This window comes from Rothia koreensis, assembly GCF_004136575.1.
Lineage (GTDB): Bacteria > Actinomycetota > Actinomycetes > Actinomycetales > Micrococcaceae > Rothia > Rothia koreensis.
The window spans coordinates 432,214-453,753 of record NZ_NOIQ01000001.1; the positions used below are offsets into that span (position 1 = coordinate 432,214).

The window sequence follows — 21,540 nt, forward strand, 5'->3', positions numbered from 1 at the left end:
ATGTCCAGATTCGCCCAGATGCGATACTTCCCCCTCATCAAGGCCGTATTGGACCAGGCAGGTGCTCCCGTCGGGCCCGATGAATGGGACGTGCACTCGAACGGATCCGCGCACATCGTGGTCAACGCTGGCCACCGGCTCAGCGTGAGAGTGGCCAAGAACCTGACGGCCGGCGAGGCCATGGAGACCAGGACCCGATTGCTGCGGGCACTTCCCGACGACCTTCCATTCGCCGTTCCTCGCCCGCTGACCCGGGTGATCTCACGCGCCGGGTACACGGCCGTGGGCCTCAGCTGGATTCCCGGCGAAGCCAGGGACATCGGGCCGGCGCCGGCCCGTCAACTCGGACGAGCCCTGAGGGCCATCGGACGTATGGACCCGGTGCCCCTCGAACCCTATTTGGAGCCGGTCCACCACCACTGGGGCGGGGACGACTGGGAGAAGACGCTGAGAGAGCAGGTCGTGCCGCGGTTGCTCCCCGGCAATCGGCACGTGGCGGAGCGCCTGATCGAGGAAGTCCTGGAGATGGAACCGGTCACGCCGCGAATCATTCATTCGGACTTCTCCGGGCACAACATCCTCTGGAACAAGGACAAATTGACCGGCGTCATCGACTGGGACCATGCGGCCCTCGGGGACCCGTCCTGGGACATTGCCGCCGCGGCGAACTGGTACGGCTGGGATGTGCTGACGAAATGCGTCGGCAAGGAATGGGCGGAACGGGCACGAACCGTCTACCACCTCATGCCCCTCCAATCCGTCGGCTACGCCATCGTGAACGGGGGCGGGGGAGCGATTACGCGTCAGTCCCTGGAGAGAGCCGATGCGTGGTTCGAGGAGCACCGGGGCGAGCTCCCCGCGTGACCCTGCGGCGTCGGCCCGGGCGCTGACGATCTCAGGGTCGCGGTAGAAGGTCATCCCAGGTACGCACGGCGGATGTCCACCGCTCGACGCCGGCATCCACGGCACGCGGCACGACCGAACCGAGACTGGGGGAACCTGCCTGGCCCAGGGAACGCAGGCCGTGCCCTCGGTCCACCGAACGAGCGGCCTCCCTGAGCACCCGCGTGAGGCACCCCGCGACGGTTCCTGATTCGACGGGCGCCTCAGCCTCCATCGCGGACCTGACGGCGTGGACCAGGACCGAAACACATTCGGTTCGGCGGGGGTCTTCCGCCGAAGGGTTCCGAGCCAGACTCTTCACGGCGGCCGTGGTCTCCGGAGCCTCGGCGAACAGGGCGCCGAAGCCTCGGTCGGAGCTCCCCGTCGCCGCATATTGTTGCCGGAGCCCGCGCGGGGCCGGGGCACGTTCGGCGTCGTCGTCGGGCAGGACTGCGGCAACGTCGGCCAGGGCTCGTCCGATTCTCGACGTCGGCGTGGTGGGCCGGGCGGCGTCCTCAGATGAATCAGCGGCGGACGAGGCGAGACACGTCCTCACGAGAAAGACCCAGGCAACCCCGCAGGCAAGGGCCTCGGGCGACCCGTGGGTCAGGCTCGTGACATTGGCGACCAACTGTCCCAGGTGCGGAGTCGAATCCTGCGGGTACAGCGCCAATGGAGTGAGCCGAGGAATGAACGCCGGCGAGACGGCATCCGGAAAATCGTGACGTGCGGGATATTGCATGTCAGCCCGCCCCAGGGCCTGTGCCGTCGTCGGATCGAGATGGGCCAATTCCACATCGCACCCCGAGAGGTCCTGACCGGCCGTCGTCTCCCAATCAGCCCGGGGCGGGAGCGGAGCCGATGGCTCCACCGTGAGTCCAATGACACGTGCCCATCGAAAGTTCTGCAGCCAGATCGACGCCGTTTCGTCGGCGGACTGGCCCCTGCACGCCCACTCGACGATGTCGCTCATGCCCTCCACGGTCGCGATCGTGCCCACCGCCAGGGCGGGGTCGGTACCGGTCGCGGCTTCCAGTACTCGGTGGACCATGTTCCGGTACTCGGTGCTGGCGGGCGACGGCAGGGCCGGAAGGCTGGTTGTTTCGGGCATGGGGATTATTCTAGTCGGCGCCTGGGGGCCGTCCCTCGGGCTGTCTTAACTTGTCGGTCGGGCGGGATAGGTTGAGCGTATGAGAATCCTTCATACCTCGGACCTTCACCTGGGCAGGTCCTTCCACGGTCGCTCTCTGTTCCGGGAACAAGAGGCGTGGGCGCGCGAACTGGTCGCCGTGTGCGAGGCGCAGGAGGTCGGCGCCGTCATCATGGCGGGGGACATCTACGACCAGGCCTCACCCAGGACCGATGTCATCGACCAGTTCTCGCGGCTTCTGACCCGCCTTCGGGATCTCGACGTCGAGGTCGTGCTGACCAGCGGGAACCACGATTCCGCGGCTCGTCTGGGTTTTGCGTCGAACCTTCTCGAGACTGCCGGCGTTCACTTCAGGACGCGTATTGAGGACATCGATCGCCCCGTGCGCCTGGCCGACGGCACGCTGGTGTACGGGATCCCCTATCTGGATCCGCGCTCGTCAGCGGCCGTTCTGGGAACCGGCCCGACGCATCACGAGGTGCTGTCCGCCGCCGTCGAGCGGGCACGCGACGACAGGCTGCGTCAGCCACACCACACCGCCGTGATCGTGGCCCACTGTTTCGCGAGCGGGGCGGAGGGCACGGATTCCGAACGGATCCTCGATACCGGCAACCTCGGCGTCGTCTCCGCGGACATCTTCGATGGGTTCGACTACGCCGCGCTGGGCCACCTGCACGGGAGACAGGCCATACGGGACACGGTCCGGTACAGCGGTTCCCCCTTGCCGTTCTCCTTCTCGGAGGCCAACCACCGGAAGGGATATTGGCTGCTGGATACCTCTGCGGAGACATTGCAGATCGAGGCGGGAGAATGGACCAAGGCGGTCGACTTGGCGTGCATCTCCGGGGAGCTCGAAGATCTCTTGTCCTCGGAGGATGTCGCCTGGGCCGAAAACTGCCTGTGCCAGGTCACCCTGACCGACCGACGCCGGCCGGCCCACCCGATGGAGCGATTGCGCGACCGATTTCCCGAAACCCTCGAACTCAAGTTCTCTGGCCTCGAGGCGACCGAACGGGACACGTACGCCTCACGAATGGCCAGAGCCCAGTCTCCGGCGGAAGCGTGCGCGGCCTTCTACGAACAGGTCAGGGGTCGAGAACTCGATACGAGGGAACACGAAGAAATCACCTCGGCGGTTGCCGAAGCGGAAAGGCTTCGGGCCGCAGGTGACATGGACTCACCGAGCGGGGAAGAGGGGCACGCATGAGGCTGCATCACTTGGAACTGTGCGCGTTCGGACCGTTCCCGTCGAAGGAACGCGTCGATTTCGACGCCTTGAACGAGGCCGGGCTCTTCCTGCTCAGCGGCCCGACCGGGGCCGGCAAGTCGACCGTCTTCGACGCCATATGCTTTGCCCTCTACGGCTCGACCACGCGCCCGGAGAACACGAAGAGCCTCTACTCCGATTTCGCGAAGCCCGGGACCGAACCGTACGTGGACCTCGAGCTGACCGTGGGAGGCCACCGCTACCGAATCCGTCGAACACCCGAATGGGCCCGCCCCTCCACCAGGGCCAAGAGCGGCTGGGTCACGGAACATCCCCAGGTAGCTCTGTATCGCTGCCTCGCGGAGGACGCCGTCGCAGCCTCCGACGCTGACTGGGAAGTCCTCTCGGTACGCAACGACGAGGCCGGCAGGATCGTCGCGGAAGCATTCGGCCTGACCAGGGAGCAGTTTGCGCAGGTCGTGATGCTTCCCCAGGGGCAATTCGCCCGCTTCCTCTCGGCATCATCGGATGAGCGCGAGAAACTCCTGAGACGCCTTTTCCCCGTGGACCTCTACGCCGATGTCCGGGATGTCCTGAAGCAACGCTCCGATGCCGCAGCTCAGCGATTCCGCGACTTGTCGGCCGAAGTCCGGCGGGGCCATGAGGAGGTTGCGGCGCTGCTCGAACGCCTCTCGTTGGCCGAAGGGTCCCAACCCGACCAGGCCGATGGCACGGTGTTCGTCGACATGCAATCCGCGGTGGATCGCCTGGAGCGTGCCCGGTCACAGGCCGCGACGGCCCGTGAGCACGCGGCCGAGCAATCCAGCACAGCCGGTCGGCACGCTGATGCTGTGGAAAGAGGAATCGGGGAATGGCGGGAACACGATCGGCTCGTGGCGCGCAGAACCGCCGTGCAGGACGCCGAACAACGGACTGCCAGGGACAAGCACACGGCCGAACGCGCGGCCGCAGCGACTCCGGTCCATGAAGCGCTGGAGCGACTTCGACAGACACGGCAGCAAGTGGCCGACAAGAAGAAGCAACTCGCGGACCTTCTGGCTCGTGCTCGCACGCTGACCGAGGAGCCGGTTGCAGCGGTGGCGGAATCGGAATCAGAGCGCGACGTCGAGCGTGCCTACTGGTCCTCGGCCGATCAGGCCGAGGGCGAAGAATACGACGCGCTGCTCGAGCGGCGTCGTGAAACCGTGGGGGAACTGCTGCGCAGGATCCGGGACGCCGAAGAACTCGAGAGGGCATTGCTGGAGCCGGTCCGAAGGAAAACCGACGCGGAAGCGCAACTTCTTCGCGTGGTCGAACGAGAGAAAGAGCTCGGGCGGACACGCGAGAGAATGGTTCACGAGCGCGACGAACTCTCCGAGGCGATCTCCGAACTGCCGGAAGCTGCCGCGGCCGAGGCAGAGACCTCCCGAGTGCTCGAGCTGACACGCCGTGCCCAGGGAACCCGAGAGGACTTGGGGAAGGCAACGCAGGAGGCCGAGCGGGCAGAATCACGCCGCAAGGAGGCTTCCGGACACTACGACGACCTGATGAGCAGGCGATTCCGGCAGGCCGTCATGGTTCTTGCGGACGATCTCGAAGCCGAGCAACCGTGCCCCGTGTGCGGGTCCACCGAGCACCCCGACCCCGCCCGTGCCGAAACACCGGGTCGTGACCACATGGTCTCTGAGGAGGACCTCGAACGATCCGCCCGAGAGAGGGACAGAAGCGACGCGCTCGCGAAGGAAACGTTCGCTCGGTGTGCCGAGCTCAGACGCGCGCTCGAGGAGCTGGAGTCCCAAGGTGCACGACCTCGTCTCTCTGAGGCCGAAGACGCCGCGCGCGAGGCTCGAGAACGGCACCGAGAAGTTCACGATCAGAAACAACGGTGTGCGGATATCGAAGGCCGTCTGGACGACTTGTGGCAGGAAATTCGCGACGCCGAATCACGGTCCCAAGAACTCAGAGTGGAGATCAGTGGGCTCGACTCCACGATCCAGGAGCTTCGGGACCGGCGGGCCAACCTCTCGTCCGCCCTCGACGGTGTGCCGGGCCGAGAAGAGCTGGGCAGGATCACGGCGCGAATCGACAAACTTCGTGAGCACCGTTCCGCGGCCGACCGCCTGCGAGGCCACGTGCAGGGTCTGAGAGAAAACGAGCGTGCCGCGGAAACGGATCTCGACCGAGAGGTGGCCGAGAGCGTCTTCGACGATGCAGACGAGGCAGAACGGCACTGGCTTCCCCCGCAAGAGCTCGCGGCAATGCGCGAGAGGCTGCGGGTTTTCGAGGAGGAGCGGGCCCGCATCGACGAGGCCTGGAAAGCCGCGTGGCACGAGGCCATGCTGGAACGCATCGATGCAGGAGAATCCAGGCCGGATCCCGAGGATGCGGAACGGACCCGGAGGGCCGCCGAGGAAGCCAGAAAGATCTATGAGGAGGAGTTGGCCAGGGAAACAACGTTCCGTGAGGGCCTGTCCACGGTGGAACGGATCCGGTCCGGCGACCGGAATCTGCAAGCGGAGGTCCACCAGGCCTCGGATACCGCGCAGATGCTCAAGGACTTGGCGGATGTGGCCTCGGGCCTCGGTGGGGAAAATCTGCAGAGGATGTCCTTGACCACTTTCGTGCTTGCCGCGCAGCTCGAAGACATCGCCGAGGCCGCGACCGTCAGGCTGAAGAACATGACCAATGGCCGGTACAGCCTGAGACATTCCGATGCCACGGCGGGAAGGAACAAGAAGTCGGGCCTGGGGTTGGAGATATTCGACTCCTGGACCTCCGAAACCCGGTCGACGTCGTCGTTGTCGGGGGGAGAGACGTTCATGGCGTCATTGTGCCTGGCCCTGGGCCTGGCGGACGTGGTCCAAGCCCGTGCCGGAGGCATTGAAGTGGATACACTCTTTGTCGACGAAGGTTTTGGATCCCTCGACGAGGACACTCTCGAGGACGTCATGGACGCCATCGACGGCTTGCGCGAGAATGGCCGGGTTATTGGTCTCGTCAGCCACGTCGCCGACATGAAAACCAGAATCCCCGAGCACGTGAGAATCACCAGGTCCCCGAGCGGGTCCTCATTGGAGTCGAAGTCAACATGAGTATGCCGCCAGTGACCGGGCCGCAGCCCCAGCTTCCCGAGCGTGACGAGCGCCGGTCTGCGAACGATCGCTTCAGCGACGACGGCCAGGAGAGCGGCAACAAACGGCCCACCGAGAGCACCATGGACCGGTTGCGGATCCTCACCGGGCTGGCCGGGCTGGGATACTTGGCGATTTCGGTCATTGCACGATTGCCGGTAGCCATGCTTCCGCTCGGAACCCTCATCATGATCGTTTCGTGGACGGACGAGATCCTGCTCGGGGGATTCGCTGCGGGCGCCATGGCGCTGAGCATGGCGGTCATCGTGCCCATCTACGGTGCCATAGCCGAGAAAATCGGCCAGCGTCTCGTCCTCATGTTCTGCGTTCTTTCGAACATCGCGGCCATATTGTGGCTCATCAGCGAATCCGTGGAGCTGCAGAAGCCGTCGGGCGGAAGCGTGACCGGTTTGCTCTCGGCGTGCATCGTGACTGGAGCAACCTCGGCTCCCGTGGCGGCCCTGGCGCGGATCCGTTGGGCCGACGAATCGCACCGCCTCGCCGACCGGTCGCTCCTGAGCTCTTCCCTGGCGTTCGAGTCGGTGGCCGACGTCGTCGCGATCGCGCTGGGAGCCGCGGTGACGGGCGTGGCCTCCCTGCTCTGGCACGCGCACTCGACCCTGCTGCTGGTCGGTGCCATCAACCTCGTTTCGGTGTCGGCCTTCGCCCTGACCAGGCTGAGGCACAGTGCGGCACCGCTGCCCAAGCCCGAACCGCCGAGCCCGGAAAAACAGCGGGACAACGCGGCGCGGCGCAAACTGATGTGGTTTCCCGTGGTCGGAATGGGAACGCTGGGCCTGCTTCTGGGCTCGATGCAGTCGTCCCTCGTGAGCCTGAGCCAGAATTTTGATTCGGTCGAAGGCGTGGGGCTGCTCTACGCGGTGCTCGGTCTCAGTTCCCTGGTCGCGGCGATCACGGCGAATCTTCTGCAGGTCCGGACCTCGACGTGGGGTGCTTGGCTGTTCTGGGCCTGCGCTCTGACGCTGGTGTCCCTGCCCGCTTCGATGCCAGGATCCATCCCGACCATGGCACTGGCGCTCGTCTTCTTGGGATTCGTGGTGGGCATTGCCCTCATTGTGACCGACTCCGTCGCGACCGCGGTCACGCCCAACGGCACCCTCGATGTCGTCATGGCCTCGACATTCGCCGCGCTCCTCAGCGGGACCGCCCTCGGGCTGGTCTGGGGTGCCGTCCTCGGGGATTCCCAGGGATACAACACCGCGCTGTTGTTGCCGGTGCTCAGTGCGACTGCATACCTCATCCTGGGTCATACGTACGGCTACCTCTGGCGCCGATACTTCGAGTCCAGCATTCTCGGCGGCAAGCACAGTGCTCAGCCCTGATGCCGCCGCCGAGATGCCGGACGCGTGATCACTCTCCGCGGTCGATCCACTCCTGCCGATGCGGGGCCTCCGCCCCGATCGTGGTCGAATCGCCATGACCCGTCAGCACCACGGTGTCCTTCGGCAACACGAGCAACCGATCGGTGATCGACGCGATGATGGTCGGAAAATCGCTGTACGACCGACCGGTGGCCCCGGGGCCGCCCTGGAACAGGGTATCGCCCGAGAACACAACGGGAGACGCCCCGTTCCATTCGAGGTCTTGCGAATAAAAGCAGACCGACCCCGGTGAATGCCCCGGAGTATGAATCACGGTGAGCGTAGCGTCCCCCACAGGGAGCTGGAACCCATCGGTCAGCCTGTGGAATGACGGAGCAGGTTCGCTATGAGTCAACTTCCACAGCGGTTGTTCGTCAGGGTGCAGGAAAATCGGGGCGCCGAAGCGGCCTGCCGCCTCCACCGCGAGGCCCGCGTGGTCGTCGTGCGCGTGAGTCAGGAGAATCTTCTCCACGGTCCGCGAACCCACGGCGTCGGCCACCACGTCGAGATCGTGTGCCGGATCGATGACGACACAACCCTGGTCGTCCCCAACGACCCAGACGTTGTTGTCCACATCCCACGTACCGCCGTCGAGACTGAACGTCCCGCTCGTCTCGCGATGTTCGATGGTGCTCTGTGCCATGGTTACGCCTCCGCCACTTCAACGACCGAGCGCAGGACCTTGCCCTGCGTCATCTTCTCGAAGGCCGGTTCGATGTCCCCGAGTCCGATCTTCTCGGACACGAACGCATCAAGGTCCAACCGTCCGAGGAGGTACTGGTCAACGAGCATGGGGAAATCACGGGACGGAAGGGTGTCGCCGTACCACGCGGACTTGATCGAACCTCCCCGCGAGAACACCTCGTCCAACGGCATCTGCAGGGTAGTACCCGGGTCGGGAACACCGACGAGTACCACGCGGCCGGCGAGATCGCGGGCCTGGAAGGCCTGTTCGAAGGTCTTCGCGATTCCGACCGCATCGATGACCAGGTCGGCTCCATAGCCCCCGGTCAGCTCCCGAATGGCCTCGACCGCATCCCGCGACGAGGAATTGACCGTGTGCGTGGCTCCCAGCGACTGGGCGGTGGCGAGCTTGTCGTCGTCGATGTCGACGGCGATGATCTTCGTGGCCCCCGCCAGGGCAGCGCCCGCAACGGCGGCGGTGCCGACGCCTCCGCACCCGATGACAGCGACCGACTCCCCGCGCGCGACTTGGCCCGTGTTGATGGCGGCGCCGATTCCGGCGGTGATGCCGCACCCGAGGAGTCCCACGGCGGCATACTGGTCGGTGTCCAGGTCTCCCTCGATCTTGGTGCACTGACCGGCGGCCACCAAGGTCTTTTCCGCAAAGGCGCCGATACCGAGGGCTGCCTCGAGCTCGGTGCCGTCCTCGAGGGTCATCTTCTGCTCGGCATTGTGAGTGTCGAAGCAGTATTGCGGTTGGCCCTTCTTGCACGCCCGGCATTCGCCGCAGACGGCGCGCCAATTGAGGATCACGTGGTCACCGGGCTCGACGTCGGACACGCCGTCGCCCACCGCCTCGACCACGCCGGAGGCCTCGTGGCCCAACAGATAAGGAAAGTTGTCTCCGACTCCGCCACGCTTGTAATGGAGGTCGGTTTGGCAGACGCCGCACGTCAGAATCTTGACGAGCGCTTCGCCGGGGCCGGGATCGGGAACGTTGATGGTCGTGACTTCGACCGGCGCGTCCTTCTCCCGCGAGATGACGGCCTTGACCTTCTGCATGAGAGCCTCCTTGGAGATCAATGTGTGGTCTGGGCGGCGTCGAAGGACGTCCTTCGGAACCGCTTCGACATCAGTCAATCACAACGGATCGGGGAGACGCCGCGTCGATCTCTTCTCGGCTTAATCCTCGTCAAGGTGGGCGGTGACCGCGCGTGCGAACGCGCCGGAGGTGAGAGCGTTGACGTGTGTGCGACCGGGGAGCTCACGGTAGACGGCGTCCGGACCGAGGTAATCGACCAGGTCGGGGGAGTCCTGGGCCACGTTGTCCTCGCTGCCGGTGACGACCAGCGTGGGCTGAGTCGGAGCATGTTCTGCGGACGGTCCGAATTTGGGGACGGACAGCCGGTCGGCGCACGTCAGGAGGCCGCCTCGATCGAGCTCCGAGGAATCGACGAACTCGAGGACCTCTCGCGCGGCGGGAGACATGGTGGGATCGTTCCGGAGCGAACCTGTGCGTACACCGTGGGCGAATTCGGACAATTCATCGTGAGCCGGCAGGCCTCCCAGAACCAGTCGCCGAATCAATCGGTCCTCCTGGCAGGCGAGATCCCAGGCGAGCCGTGCTCCCAGCGAGTAACCGAACAGGTCGACGACGCCGTGGTCAGAGTCCAGGGAAGCGTTCGCCTCGTGGCCGAGAGACCGGCGAATCGCCTCCGACATCGCATCCAGGACGTCGAGGGAGGTCAGGGCGTGGTCCGAGGAGTCTTCGAGACCGAGGACGCCTTCGGTGACCGATCTCTGTCCGTAGTGGGCGCGAATGCGAGCTGCGGCCGAGGCGTCGTCGTGCCAGGGAAGGTGGAGGAATACGAGGGTTCTCTGGGGCCCGAGACGCCGGAGCCAGCCGGTGGCCAACCAACACTGCGTGACCGTGGTCGCGAAACCGTGGACGAGGACCAGAGGCACCGAACCCGCGCCCTCGGCGTGTTCGCCGGAGACGCGGGTCCATCGAAGATCGGGCACGGGATCAGCCCTGGTCGGAGTAGTCCAGGCGATCGTTCTGGAGCCTCAGTCTGCGCCCTTCGTCCACGAACTTCTGGCGGGATTCCACCAGTTTGTGCGCCTGCCGCGTGTCGCGGGGAGGAAGCTGAAGGTGTTCCTCGGCGCGGATTCCGGCCTCGAGTTCACGGGCCCGTTCCAATTCGGAGTCCAGCACGGCGCCGAAGAGGAGGACGTTGTTCATGATCCAGATGAACAGCAGCATCACGATCACGCCGCCGATGGTCCCGTAGGTCGCGTTGTAGCTTCCGAAATTCGATACGTAGAAGCCGAAGGCCGCGCCCGCGATGGCCATAGCGACGAGTGAGAATGCGGCACCCGGGCTCAACCACTGGAGCTTCGGCTGCTTGACGTTCGGGGTCGCGTAGTAGAGGAGGGCGATGAAGGCCACGGCAAGGATCAGCATGACGATCCACCTGGCCCAGCTCCAGACCTCCACGGCCGTGTCGCCGAGGCCGATCCAGTCGCCCGCGGCGTGAAGAATGCTCCCGGACAGAAGGAGAACCAGCATCATGATCACCACGATCACGACCATGAAAAAGGTGACGACCAGATTGATCGGCCGCAATTTCCAGATCGGCCGTCCCTCGACGACGCCGTAGATCTTGTTCAGGGCACGGCCGAATCCGCCGACGTAGCCGGACGCGGTCCAGAGGGCACCGACGACACCGGTGATCAGGGCGATCACGCCGGCTCCCGTGGAGCTGGTCAGTTGCGTGATGGGTTCCTTGATCAGTGCCATCAGTTCTTCAGGCGCATAAGGCCGGATGAAGTCGAGAATCGCTGTCGTGGTGGTGTCTCCCTCGCCGAACACGCCGAGCAGTGAGACGACGGCCAGCAGACCCGGGAACAGGGACAGCACCGCGAAATACGTCAGCGAGGCGGCGAGGTCGGTCCCGCCATCGGCGGTGAACGAATTCACTGACCTCTTGAACACGTATCCCCACCCGGGTTTGCAGATCTGGGACAAATTCTTCGCTTTGTCCCGATGAGCCGCTTTCGGGGCGTGTTCCGATTTGTGAATTGTCTGTTCCGAAAGATCCATGAATAACGATCCTGTGGTTTCTAGGGGCACGACCTCATCGCGCGGTGCAGTGTGCAGGCAAGGGATATTGCCTTTCTACAACGTACCCGAAAACAAGCCGAACCCCGGCTGGTTGGGGAGAATGTTGCTCAATTCTTGTGGGATGGCCTCGGCTGGCGGGTACCCGGGCAGAGAACGCATCGTGCCCGCCGTCAACGGGTGACGGCGGGCACGATGCGTATCGGTGGCGGACGGGTCCGTCAGTTCCGGATTCCAAGAACCTTCGCCGTGTGGGCCATGATTTCGTCCGCGAGATCGGGTTCGTCATTGAGCCTGTGACCGTACGCCGGGACGAGCTCCTTGATGCGGGGCGACCACGCGTCGAACCGATCAGGGAAGCACTTCTTGACGAGGTTCAGCATGATCGGGACCGCCGTCGACGCGCCGGGAGATGCCCCCAGTAGTGCCGCGATCGAGCCGTCGCCCTTGGTGATGAGTTCCGTGCCGAACTGCAGGACGCCGCCCTTCTTGGCATCCTTGCGCATGACCTGGACGCGTTGTCCGGCCTCGATGAGGTCCCATTCGCCTCCGGCGGCCTCGGGGTAGTACTCCCGCAGGGCGTCGATTTTCGCCTGACGGGTTTTGGTCAGCTCTGTCAGCAGGTACTTGACCAGGCCGAGATTGTCCAGGCCGGCGCGTGCCATCGGGTAGATGTTGTCGGGCTTGACGGACTTGAAGAGGTCCAGCAAGGACCCCTGCTTCAGGAAGTTCGTCTTGAAACCCGCGTAAGGGCCGAACAACAAGGAGCGTTTGCCGTCGACCCATCGGGTATCGAGGTGAGGCACGGACATCGGCGGCGCACCCACGGAAGCCTGGCCGTAGACCTTGGCGTTGTGTCGCGAGGCCGTCTCTTCGTGGGAGTTGCGCAGGAACAGACCCGAGACGGGGAATCCGCCGAATCCCTTGCCCTCCGGTATGCCGGACTTCTGCAGCAGGGGCAGCGCACCGCCACCGGCACCGAGGAACACGAACTTCGCGCGTACCAGGAGATCATCCTCGGCGTTGAGCCGGTTCGTCACGCGAAGGCTCCAGGAGCCATCGGATTCCTGACGGAGGTCCTGGACCTCGTGGCCGAACCGAACGTCGGCCCCCTGTTCCTCGAGGTGATGGGTGAACTGGAGGGCCAGGTTGCCGAAGTTGACGTCAGTACCCTCGCGCGAGTAGTTTGCCGCGACCGTCTCCTTCGGATCGCGCCCCTCCATGGTCAAGGGGGCCCACTCTGCGATCTTCTCCGGATCCTGGGAGAACTCCATTTTCTCGAAGAGCTTCTGGGCGCTCAGGGACTGGTAGCGAGTTTTCAGGTATTCGCTGTGGTCCTTTCCGAATACCAACGACATATGTGGTACCGAATTGATGAAGGAAGGATTCGCAATCTTTCCCTCCTCGACCAGGGTGGACCAGAACTGACGGCTGGTCTGGAACTGCTCGTTGATGTTGAGCGCCTTGGCCGGGTTCACGGTGCCGTCCGACCCCATCGGAGCGTAATTGAGCTCACACAGCGCGGAGTGGCCCGTACCGGCATTGTTCCACGCGTTGGAACTCTCAGCGCCGACTCGATCCAGGCGCTCGAACAGGGTGATGTCCCAATTCGGTTCGAGCTCCTTGAGCAGAACGCCAAGGGTCGCGCTCATGATTCCGCCGCCCACGAGGACGACGTCGGTCGTGTGAGTCTGAGTCACTGTGGATATCTCCTGTGCTGGTTTCCGCGTCGGCGCGCGGTTTGGTTCCCGCCGAGGTACGCCGGGGCGGGCCGCGTCCTGACCGGTTGCAAAGGACGCATTCACTTCTCAGGTTAGCCCTTCCGAATCGCGCCGGTCGAACGGGCGCGTAGCATCCTTCAATGATGCGGGCCGAGGTGGATCATTTCTCCTCGTGTACTTCGATTTTGGAGAAATCGGCCACGCCCGTGGCGGTGAGCGGATACGAGACGACCCGCGAGTTGAGGGCCACCGCAGAGATGGGGAATGCCAACGGGATTGCGGGCATCGCTTCTGCCACGGACTTGTTGATCTTCTTGTACAGCTCGTTCCGTTCCCCGCCGTCGGACATCGAGGAAGCCTTCTGCACCTGGTCGAACAGGTCCGGATCGGAGAACCCGAACTGGGGGTTCTCCTGGCGGAACAGGGGCGACAGGAAGTCGTCGGGATCCCTGTACGCACCCATGTAGCCGGTCAGGGCGAAGGCCCGGTCCGAATTGGCCTGATTGATCTTGCTCAAGTAGTCGTCCGTCCACCGAATCGGGACGGGCTTGATGTTGAAACCGACCGATGTGAGATCTCCCGCGATCTGGGCGAAAACCGCCTCCGGGCTCTGGACGTAGGCCAGGGACACGTCGGTCGGATAGTAGAACTGGAGTTCCTTGCCGTCGTACTCCGACTCTTCGAGGAGCTTCTTGGCGAGGCTCTGGTCCTGCCGATACGCGGATTGCGTGTCGGAGCCGCTGACCTTGAACAATTCCGGGACGAAGTCGTTGGCGACCTTCGTTCCATCGGGATAGTACTTGTCAGCGATGGGGGAGCGCGTGATCGCGTGGGCCGCCGCACGCCGGACTTTGATGTCTGACAAGGGGCCGGCTTGCTGATTCATGCTCACGTAGGCCACCGAGTACGGGTCGCGCTGCTGGATCTGGTATCCGCGGCGCGCGAGATTCACGAAGTCGTCGATGCCGATCTGGTCGTAGGCGTCAACGCCGCCCTCGAGGATCTCGTAGTACCGCTTCTGGGTACTGGTCACCGTCACGAACGTCAGTTTCCCGAGGTGCGCGGCCTCGCCCCAGTAGTCAGGGAAGCGGGTCAGGGTCGCGGTCCGCCCGTCCCAGTCCTTCAGTTCGAAGGGACCCGTACCGACCGGGTGGGAAACGTATTCGCCGTGGTCCTTGAAGGCCCGGGGAGATCCAATACCGAAGGCAGGTTGCGTCAGGGCCTTGATCACGGACGGGTACGGCGTGGAAATGGCCAGTCGGACGGTGTGGTCGTCGACGGCGGTGCATGACCGATAGATCGACTCCCTGGACGAGCCATCGGCCTTGGTCGACCGAAAGATGGTTTGGTACGCGGTCTGATTCACCTGTTCGGTCTGGGTGTTCTCGGACCAACGGCGGAAGTTCTCGCACACGACGTCGGCCGTGAGATCCGTACCGTCGTGGAACGAGACGTTCTTCCGCAACGTGAAGGTGTAGGTGAGGCCGTCGTCGGAGACCGACCAATCCGTGGCCAGTCCTGGGACCGGCTTGCCCGTGTCCTGATCGGCTTTGACCAGAGGCTCGAGAATTTGGGCCGCAATGCGCGAGGTCTCGAGGTTTGAGGTCAGCGACGGATCCAAGGTCGGTGCGGCGGCCGCGTTGCCGAAAACGAATGACGGTCCGGCCGGACTGGCCGAGCCGCTGGACGACGGAGACGGCCCCGACGAGTTGCCGCAACCGGCCAGGGCCACGGCAGCGACTCCCAGAGAACCGGTCAGGAATCCGCGCCGGGTGGTTCTCACGTCTCACTCCTCATGAAGGGTGCCATCTTGGATTCGCCCCGGGATGCGGGGACGTACGGCCGGCCGAACCGGGCGCACGGGGCCGACGCCCACCAAGGGGCCGGCTGTCGGTGCGCGAGGCGGGACTTGAACCCGCACGCCTCCCCGGCACAGGAACCTAAATCCTGCGTGTCTGCCTATTCCACCACTCGCGCATGCCGCTCACTTCGGCGAGTCCACAGTCTACATGAGGGCGCGAAGCGGTTCGGCGCGGTGGGGCCGCGGGCACGGGGCCGGCGGAACGGCGTCGACCGTCAGGCGTCGATGCCGAGATCTCGCCGCAACTTGGCCACATGCCCCTTGGCCCTGACGTTGTATTGGGCGAGCTGGATCGTGCCGGAGCCGTCGATCACGAACGTCGATCGAATCAGGCCGACCGAGACCTTTCCGTAGTTCTTCTTCTCGCCCCAGGCCCCGTAGGCTTCGGCGACCTCGTGGGAGGGATCCGAGAGCAACGGGAAGGTCAGGGACTGGTTGTCCACGAATTTCTGCAGCGCCCCCGGTTTGTCGGGCGAGATTCCCAGGACCCGGTATCCCAGAGACTCCAACGAGTCGAGATTGTCCCGGAAATCGCAGGCCTCGGTGGTGCACCCGGGGGTCGACGCCTTGGGGTAGAAGTAGACAATGACCGTCGAGCCGGCGTAGTCGGCGAGTGAGACCTGCTTGCCCTGGGCGTCCTCGAGGGTGAAGTCCGGGGCAGGGTTTCCCGGCGACAGTCGAGTGGAATCGGTCATGCAAGAACCTCCGGTCGTGACGGCCACGGCGCCCCAGCGTTGTCGGTGCTGGAACACCACGTGGCCTGATTGTTTGTGCTGTTGGCTATTGTACGAGCGTAATATCGGCCGTCGGCTCAGTGCCCGGGTTCCGCGTGGTGCTTATAATTTCAGCCATGCCTCACTTCCAGGAATGGTCCATCAGTCGCCTGATGTCCACCGCAGCAAGGATGCTGGAACACAATTGGAACCGACAGTTGCAGTCTCTCGGACTCACGCACGCCGGTGTCATGGCCCTCGACGTCATTTACCGAGAGGGCAGCCTCACCCAGGCCCAGGTGGCCCACAAGGTCGGCGTCCAAGCGCAGACCATGGGCAAGACCCTGACGCGCCTCGAAGTGCACGGGCATATCGCACGGCAGCGCAGCACTCAGGACCGTCGTAGTTACTTGATGGTCATCACCGACAAAGGGAAGCGCGCCCTGGCCGAGGCCACCGAAGTCGAGGAAGAGCTCGCAGGCACGGGGGTGCTGGAACACGGCGAGCTCCGAGAAGCACTCGAGCAGGTCATCAGAGACCTGTCGAACACGGACACGATGCCGCTCAAGATCGTCCGGGACACCATGGAGAGCCTCCCGCAAGAGGCTCGATGGGTTGCTGAGGGCGTCGCATCCCAGCGCCCGGCGGGGGAGTCGAGCGAGGGAACCCCCGAGAGCGCGGAGGACTGACGACGTCGGGCCGGCGGTCGGCCCGTCTGCCCCATCCGGTGTCTCGTGGGCACGCGCTGCGTCCAGGCCACCGGACCAGGCCCCGACGACGGCTCGTTCATCCCCGAATCTCTGGCCACGTGCATGAATCCTGCCGCAGGGGTTGAGAGCGAGCAGCGCCCGTGGGAAAGAACTGAAGCACACGAAAAAACCCGGTTCGTTGCCGAACCGGGTTATCCATCGTGCGCCCCCCGGGACTCGAACCCGGAACCCATTGATTAAGAGTCAATTGCTCTGCCATTGAGCTAGAGGCGCATGCCGCAGAAGGGGCGAGAAGTGAAGACTTCCGTGCGCCCCCCGGGACTCGAACCCGGAACCCATTGATTAAGAGTCAATTGCTCTGCCATTGAGCTAGAGGCGCATACCTTTTCGCGGCTGGAACCCAGTGTCCCAGCGCGTCGGCAACGAAAAGAAACTATACGCAGAGCCCAGGACCCGTGCAAGTCGAATCGCCCGCTGTGATCAAGCGAACGTCAGACCGAAACCAGCTCGCGGACGTAGCTCAGGAAATCTTCAGAATCTGCTTCCTGTTCGAGCACTTCGGCGCCGTAGGCGGTCTCGATTTCGACCAGGGGCAAGACCTTGAGGTCGAACGCGGTCCGTGACGTGGTCTCGAGGCGCAACCGACCCTGCCCCGAGCTCGAGGCCTCGATCAGGTTGGTGTTGTCGATCGCGTTGGGGAGCCCCAAGGACGCGAGGGCCGCCGGGTCGAACGGGGCCACGATGATCTCCGAAGGGTACCGGCGGTAGCCCACGATGAAGTGGCGTTGGGCCACCCCATGATGCTCCCCGTCCGAGGGCTGGCTCGCGTAGGTCGCACATCCGGTCGCGTAGACCAGGTTGTACGCACCGTAGTTCATGACCTGGCTGTCGAAAACGGTGTGCAGACGTTCTGCCAGGGTCGGCGAGGTTTCCGGTTCGGAGGACATATTTCAAAGTCTATCCAGGTCAGGCTCGTAATCGAATGGGTGTCGAACAACTTGTTGATCGATTGCAACGAGAGGACATCATGTAACGGGAGCAGAGGTCGTTCGGGTCGACCGCCGTGGGCGTGTGGCGCAGATTTCATATTCTGATACATTTTTGACCCCCTCAGGCGGGGACGTCGATCATGAATCCATGGCACATCACGAAGCTCTGGTTCTTACCGGCGTACGCGTCTCGCTCATTATTGCGGGTCGCGCGGCTGGGCTGGCCTAGAACCAGATATTTCGTACCGCGCAGACCCCTCACCGAGACTCAGGTTGAGGGGTTTTTTCGTGTCAGGTCGGATTCCACCGGATCAGGACTGGCTCATGGCGGACCCACAGGACCCGCCGCACCGCAGAACACAGCAGGAACAAAAGGACGATCACATGAGCAACGAAAAGTCGGCGACGCCGGCCACGGTTGCCGCCTCGACTTCCGGGTCGCAGAGCAGCGCCCCAAGAATTACTGGGTCCGAAGCGGTCATTCGTACTTTGGAGAAGCTCGGAGTCACCGATGTCTTCGGCCTTCCCGGCGGCGCCATCCTGCCGACCTACGATCCACTCCTTGATTCGGAGAGCATCAACCACATTCTCGTGCGCCACGAGCAGGGTGCGGGCCATGCGGCCGAGGGGTATGCCCTGGTGACCGGCAAGGTCGGCGTGTGCATCGCGACGAGCGGGCCTGGAGCCACGAACCTCATTACTGCGCTGGCCGACGCGAATATGGACTCCGTGCCGATGGTGGCCATCACCGGGCAGGTGGGGTCCAAGGTCTTGGGCACGGACGCGTTCCAAGAGGCTGACATCGTCGGCATGACCATGCCGGTGACCAAGCACTCCTTCATGGCGACCTCGCCCGAGGACATCCCCCGAATCATCGCGGAGGCGTTCCACATCGCCGCGACCGGTCGGCCCGGACCCGTTCTCGTGGATATCACCAAGGACGCCCAACAGGGGCTCATGACCTTCGAATGGCCCGTGGACATGCAGCTGCGTGGGTACCGGCCGGTGGTCCGCGGGCACAACAAACAAGTCAAGGAGGCCGCCAAGCTGCTGGCCGCGGCCGAACAGCCGGTTCTCTACGTCGGGGGCGGCACGCTCCGTGCCCACGCGAGCGAAGAATTGGCGGGGCTGGTCCGCACGACCGACGCCCCAGTGGTCACGACCTTGACGGCCAGGGGTGCATTCCCCGATTCCGATCCCCATCATTTGGGCATGCCGGGTATGCACGGGTCCGTCCCCGCGGTCACCTCGATGCAGAAGGCGGATCTGATCGTCGCCCTGGGCGCGCGGTTCGACGACCGAGTCACCGGACACGTCGAATCGTTCGCTCCCCACGCGAAGGTCGTCCACGTGGACGTCGACCCGGCAGAGATCTCGAAGATCCGGGTTGCCGACGTGCCGATCGTCGGGGATCTCAAAGCAGTGATCCCCGAGCTCATCGATGCGGTGAGTGAACTGCAACGAGAGAACGGACCCGCGGATCTGAGTGGTTGGTGGGCCATCCTGAACCGGATCAAGGACGAGTATCCGCTGGGTTACGTCCCGACCGAGGACGGCCTCGGCTCGCCCCAGCACGTGATTCAGCGCATCGGAGAGCTGACGGGGCCCGAGGCGGTCTACGTTTCCGGCGTCGGACAGCACCAGATGTGGTCCGCCCAATTCATTGGGTACGAGCGCCCGCACCAGTGGCTCAACTCTGCTGGGCTCGGAACGATGGGTTACTGCGTTCCGGCCGCGATGGGGGCGAAGGTCGGCAACCCGGACAGGGTCGTCTGGGCGATCGACGGCGACGGTTGCTTCCAGATGACGAATCAGGAGTTGGCCACGTGCGTTCTGAATGACATCCCGATCAAGGTGGCCGTGATCAACAACTCCTCGCTGGGCATGGTCCGGCAGTGGCAGACGCTGTTCTACGACGGCCGGTACTCGAACACCCACCTGGATACGGGTCACGATTCCCGCCGAATTCCCGATTTCGTCAAGTTGGCGGAAGCCTACGGTTGCGCGGCCTTCCGCTGCACGAATGACGACGAGGTCGACGAAACCATTCGGAAGGCCCTGGAGATCAACGATCGACCGGTTCTCATCGACTTCACTGTGAGCCCCGATGCCATGGTGTGGCCGATGGTTCCGGCCGGCGTCTCCAACGATGCGATCCAGATTGCCAAAGACACGTCACCTGATTGGGACGGAGAGGAATAACCATGTCTCGTCACACGCTGTCCGTCCTGGTCGAGGACACACCCGGCGTTCTCGCGAGAGTCTCGGGTCTGTTCGCACGTCGCCAATTCAATATTGACTCCCTGGCCGTGGGCGCCACCGAGGTTCCGGGCATATCCCGGATCACCGTGGTGGTCGACGCGGAAGGGGGCCTGCTCGAGCAGGTCACCAAGCAACTCAACAAGTTGATCCATGTTCTGAAAATCGTTGAACTGCCATCGGAAACCTCGGTGCAGCGCGACCACATCATGGTCAAGGTCCGTGCGGATGCGGCGACTCGCATCCAGGTCACCCAGGCCGCGGACCTGTTCCGGGCATCGATCGTCGACGTCTCCACCGAGTCCGTCGTCATCGAGGCCACGGGAGCCCCGGAGAAGCTCCGGGCCTTCCTGGAAATTCTGGAGCCCTTCGGCATACGCGAGATCGTGCGTGCCGGGACCCTTGGCATCGGGCGCGGTGTGCGCTCGATGAGCGAGAGGGCTCTGCGCCATCAGTAATCCACTTCGCACGTGAAGCCATTTCGTGCGAGGCGTTCACAAACCTGTCATGCGCCGGCAGAATCCGGGGCATCGTGGGCCGGGAAGCTAGGCTTTTTATAGCAGTGGCCCGGGCCACCACGACCATAGTCCGCGGGCAAATGCCCGTGGGGAAGATAGAGGAGTTCTCAATCCCATGGCTGAAATCTTTTACGACGACGACGCAAACCTCGCGGCGATCCAGGACAGCTCCGTCGCGATCATCGGTTATGGATCCCAGGGTCACGCGCACGCGCTGAACCTCCGGGATTCCGGCATCGACGTTCGTATTGGCCTCGCCGAGGGCTCGTCCTCGCGCGCCAAGGCCGAAGCTGAGGGCCTGCGTGTCCTGACGGTCGCGGAAGCCGTCGAAGAAGCAGACGTCATCATGATCCTGACCCCGGACCAGGTCCAGGCCGCGATCTACAAGGAATCGATCGAGCCGAACCTCGAGCCGGGGAACACCTTGTTCTTCGCCCACGGGTTCAACATTCGTTTCGACTACATCCAGCCCATCGAGGGCGTGTCCGTGGCCATGGTCGCCCCCAAGGGTCCCGGCCACACCGTGCGTCGTGAGTTCGAGGCCGGACGCGGTGTCCCCGCACTGGTCGCCGTCGAGGTCGATGCCTCGGGCAAGACCTTCGAGCTCGCTCTGGCCTACGCCAAGGGCCTCGGCGCAACCCGCGCCGGCGTCATCAAGACCACCTTCACCGAGGAAACCGAATCCGATCTCTTCGGTGAGCAGACCGTTCTGTGCGGTGGCGTTTCCCAGCTGATCCAGTACGGCTTCGAGACGCTGACGGAGGCCGGCTACCAGCCGGAAATCGCCTACTTCGAGGTGTGCCACGAGCTCAAGCTCATCGTTGACCTGATCAACGAGGGCGGGATCACCAAGCAGCGCTGGTCCTGCTCCGACACCGCCGAATACGGCGACTACGTGTCCGGGCCCCGCGTGGTGACCCCCGAGGTCAAGGACCACATGAAGGCGGTTCTCTCGGACATCCAGGACGGCACCTTCGCCAAGAGGTTCATGGACGACCAGGCCAATGGCGGCAAGGAATTCCAGGAGCTCCGTGAGAAGGGCGCAGCCCACCCGATCGAGAAGACCGGCCAGGAATTGCGCAAGCTCTTCTCCTGGAAGTCCTCCGACGCCGACTACACCGACGGCTCGGCGGCTCGCTGAGAATCAGAACCCGATGACGGTTCGGCAACGGCCGGTCATCCGAACCCCCGGATGGCCGGCCGTTGCACTTG

At 64.0% G+C, this 21,540-nt stretch carries 17 protein-coding genes and 3 tRNA genes; 8 read left to right on the plus strand and 12 right to left on the minus strand.

Annotated elements, in window-relative coordinates; all coding sequences use genetic code 11:
* The first annotated feature begins 18 nt into the window (after nt 1-18).
* The gene (locus EWU68_RS01995) at nt 19-864 is read left to right on the plus strand and encodes a phosphotransferase family protein (protein ID WP_162421334.1); all 846 of its coding nucleotides are present in this window, start codon (nt 19-21) and stop codon (nt 862-864) included.
* Between the two features lie 31 nt (nt 865-895).
* Here EWU68_RS01995 and EWU68_RS02000 read toward each other — a convergent pair whose 3' ends face one another.
* Nucleotides 896-1,993 (minus strand): ADP-ribosylglycohydrolase family protein, encoded by a 1,098-nt coding sequence (locus tag EWU68_RS02000; protein WP_129314185.1) that lies wholly within the window; start codon nt 1,991-1,993, stop codon nt 896-898.
* A 79-nt stretch (nt 1,994-2,072) separates the two neighbouring features.
* On the opposite strand from EWU68_RS02000, the gene EWU68_RS02005 reads away from it, so the two are divergent.
* Genes EWU68_RS02005 through EWU68_RS02015 form a run of 3 tightly spaced genes read left to right on the plus strand, consistent with a single transcriptional unit; the run spans nt 2,073 to nt 7,713 of the window.
* A complete protein-coding gene (locus EWU68_RS02005; RefSeq protein ID WP_129314186.1) occupies nt 2,073-3,239 on the plus strand; it encodes an exonuclease SbcCD subunit D in 1,167 nt (388 codons plus the stop codon).
* Nucleotides 3,236-6,331 (plus strand): AAA family ATPase, encoded by a 3,096-nt coding sequence (locus EWU68_RS02010; RefSeq protein ID WP_129314187.1) that lies wholly within the window; start codon nt 3,236-3,238, stop codon nt 6,329-6,331. Before EWU68_RS02005 ends, EWU68_RS02010 begins: the two co-directional genes overlap by 4 nt.
* Nucleotides 6,328-7,713, plus strand: coding sequence for an MFS transporter (locus EWU68_RS02015; protein WP_129314188.1), 1,386 nt, complete (start codon nt 6,328-6,330; stop codon nt 7,711-7,713). The genes EWU68_RS02010 and EWU68_RS02015 overlap by 4 nt, the downstream gene beginning before the upstream one ends.
* Nucleotides 7,714-7,741: 28 nt before the next feature.
* Here EWU68_RS02015 and EWU68_RS02020 read toward each other — a convergent pair whose 3' ends face one another.
* From EWU68_RS02020 to bcp, 8 genes are all read right to left on the minus strand, one after another.
* The gene (locus EWU68_RS02020; RefSeq protein WP_129314189.1) at nt 7,742-8,395 is read right to left on the minus strand and encodes an MBL fold metallo-hydrolase; all 654 of its coding nucleotides are present in this window, start codon (nt 8,393-8,395) and stop codon (nt 7,742-7,744) included.
* A 2-nt stretch (nt 8,396-8,397) separates the two neighbouring features.
* Entirely contained in the window at nt 8,398-9,498 is a 1,101-nt protein-coding gene (locus EWU68_RS02025) for an S-(hydroxymethyl)mycothiol dehydrogenase (RefSeq protein ID WP_129314190.1), read from the minus strand.
* A 120-nt stretch (nt 9,499-9,618) separates the two neighbouring features.
* The gene (locus EWU68_RS02030) at nt 9,619-10,458 is read right to left on the minus strand and encodes an alpha/beta fold hydrolase (protein ID WP_129314191.1); all 840 of its coding nucleotides are present in this window, start codon (nt 10,456-10,458) and stop codon (nt 9,619-9,621) included.
* 4 nt (nt 10,459-10,462) lie between these two features.
* Entirely contained in the window at nt 10,463-11,416 is a 954-nt protein-coding gene (locus EWU68_RS02035; RefSeq protein WP_238692254.1) for a YihY/virulence factor BrkB family protein, read from the minus strand.
* A gap of 362 nt (nt 11,417-11,778) precedes the next feature.
* Nucleotides 11,779-13,266 carry a malate:quinone oxidoreductase gene (locus tag EWU68_RS02040; RefSeq protein WP_202976678.1) on the minus strand — a complete coding sequence of 496 codons (1,488 nt, stop codon included), beginning with the start codon at nt 13,264-13,266 and terminating at the stop codon, nt 11,779-11,781.
* A 172-nt stretch (nt 13,267-13,438) separates the two neighbouring features.
* On the minus strand, nt 13,439-15,061 hold the full coding sequence (locus EWU68_RS02045) for an ABC transporter substrate-binding protein (RefSeq protein ID WP_129314194.1): 1,623 nt from the start codon (nt 15,059-15,061) through the stop codon (nt 13,439-13,441).
* Between the two features lie 111 nt (nt 15,062-15,172).
* A tRNA-Leu gene (locus tag EWU68_RS02050) sits at nt 15,173-15,255 on the minus strand.
* Between the two features lie 99 nt (nt 15,256-15,354).
* Entirely contained in the window at nt 15,355-15,834 is a 480-nt protein-coding gene (bcp, locus tag EWU68_RS02055; protein WP_129314195.1) for a thioredoxin-dependent thiol peroxidase, read from the minus strand.
* Nucleotides 15,835-15,989: 155 nt separating this feature from the next.
* On the opposite strand from bcp, the gene EWU68_RS02060 reads away from it, so the two are divergent.
* Nucleotides 15,990-16,541 carry a MarR family winged helix-turn-helix transcriptional regulator gene (locus tag EWU68_RS02060; protein ID WP_238692255.1) on the plus strand — a complete coding sequence of 184 codons (552 nt, stop codon included), beginning with the start codon at nt 15,990-15,992 and terminating at the stop codon, nt 16,539-16,541.
* 222 nt (nt 16,542-16,763) lie between these two features.
* On the opposite strand, the gene EWU68_RS02065 is transcribed toward EWU68_RS02060, so the two are convergent.
* The 3 genes from EWU68_RS02065 to EWU68_RS02075 form a co-directional block, all read right to left on the minus strand.
* A tRNA-Lys gene (locus EWU68_RS02065) sits at nt 16,764-16,835 on the minus strand.
* Between the two features lie 34 nt (nt 16,836-16,869).
* Nucleotides 16,870-16,941 (minus strand) — tRNA-Lys (locus EWU68_RS02070).
* A 112-nt stretch (nt 16,942-17,053) separates the two neighbouring features.
* Nucleotides 17,054-17,509, minus strand: a complete 456-nt coding sequence (locus EWU68_RS02075; protein WP_129314196.1) for a hypothetical protein — start codon at nt 17,507-17,509, stop codon at nt 17,054-17,056.
* Between the two features lie 426 nt (nt 17,510-17,935).
* Here EWU68_RS02075 and EWU68_RS02080 point away from each other — a divergent pair, with 426 nt between their 5' ends.
* The 3 genes from EWU68_RS02080 (at nt 17,936) to ilvC (ending at nt 21,469) form a co-directional block, all read left to right on the plus strand.
* A complete protein-coding gene (locus EWU68_RS02080) occupies nt 17,936-19,753 on the plus strand; it encodes an acetolactate synthase large subunit (RefSeq protein ID WP_129314197.1) in 1,818 nt (605 codons plus the stop codon).
* A gap of 2 nt (nt 19,754-19,755) precedes the next feature.
* Nucleotides 19,756-20,268: an acetolactate synthase small subunit gene (ilvN, locus tag EWU68_RS02085; protein ID WP_129314198.1), complete on the plus strand. Its 513-nt coding sequence runs from the start codon at nt 19,756-19,758 to the stop codon at nt 20,266-20,268.
* Nucleotides 20,269-20,443: 175 nt separating this feature from the next.
* Nucleotides 20,444-21,469: a ketol-acid reductoisomerase gene (ilvC, locus tag EWU68_RS02090; protein WP_129314199.1), complete on the plus strand. Its 1,026-nt coding sequence runs from the start codon at nt 20,444-20,446 to the stop codon at nt 21,467-21,469.
* Nucleotides 21,470-21,540: the final 71 nt, after the last annotated feature.

What these genes read in the sequence shown, in the direction of transcription:
- EWU68_RS02020 (WP_129314189.1), bottom strand. Translation starts at nt 8,395, where the DNA reads ATGGCACAGAGCACCATCGAACATCGCGAGACGAGCGGGACGTTCAGT.
- EWU68_RS02060 (WP_238692255.1), top strand. Translation starts at nt 15,990, where the DNA reads ATGCCTCACTTCCAGGAATGGTCCATCAGTCGCCTGATGTCCACCGCA.
- ilvN (WP_129314198.1), top strand. Translation starts at nt 19,756, where the DNA reads ATGTCTCGTCACACGCTGTCCGTCCTGGTCGAGGACACACCCGGCGTT.
- EWU68_RS01995 (WP_162421334.1), top strand. Translation starts at nt 19, where the DNA reads ATGCGATACTTCCCCCTCATCAAGGCCGTATTGGACCAGGCAGGTGCT.
- EWU68_RS02075 (WP_129314196.1), bottom strand. Translation starts at nt 17,509, where the DNA reads ATGTCCTCCGAACCGGAAACCTCGCCGACCCTGGCAGAACGTCTGCAC.
- EWU68_RS02000 (WP_129314185.1), bottom strand. Translation starts at nt 1,993, where the DNA reads ATGCCCGAAACAACCAGCCTTCCGGCCCTGCCGTCGCCCGCCAGCACC.
- EWU68_RS02025 (WP_129314190.1), bottom strand. Translation starts at nt 9,498, where the DNA reads ATGCAGAAGGTCAAGGCCGTCATCTCGCGGGAGAAGGACGCGCCGGTC.
- ilvC (WP_129314199.1), top strand. Translation starts at nt 20,444, where the DNA reads ATGGCTGAAATCTTTTACGACGACGACGCAAACCTCGCGGCGATCCAG.
- EWU68_RS02015 (WP_129314188.1), top strand. Translation starts at nt 6,328, where the DNA reads ATGAGTATGCCGCCAGTGACCGGGCCGCAGCCCCAGCTTCCCGAGCGT.
- EWU68_RS02005 (WP_129314186.1), top strand. Translation starts at nt 2,073, where the DNA reads ATGAGAATCCTTCATACCTCGGACCTTCACCTGGGCAGGTCCTTCCAC.
- EWU68_RS02010 (WP_129314187.1), top strand. Translation starts at nt 3,236, where the DNA reads ATGAGGCTGCATCACTTGGAACTGTGCGCGTTCGGACCGTTCCCGTCG.
- EWU68_RS02080 (WP_129314197.1), top strand. Translation starts at nt 17,936, where the DNA reads ATGAGCAACGAAAAGTCGGCGACGCCGGCCACGGTTGCCGCCTCGACT.
- bcp (WP_129314195.1), bottom strand. Translation starts at nt 15,834, where the DNA reads ATGACCGATTCCACTCGACTGTCGCCGGGAAACCCTGCCCCGGACTTC.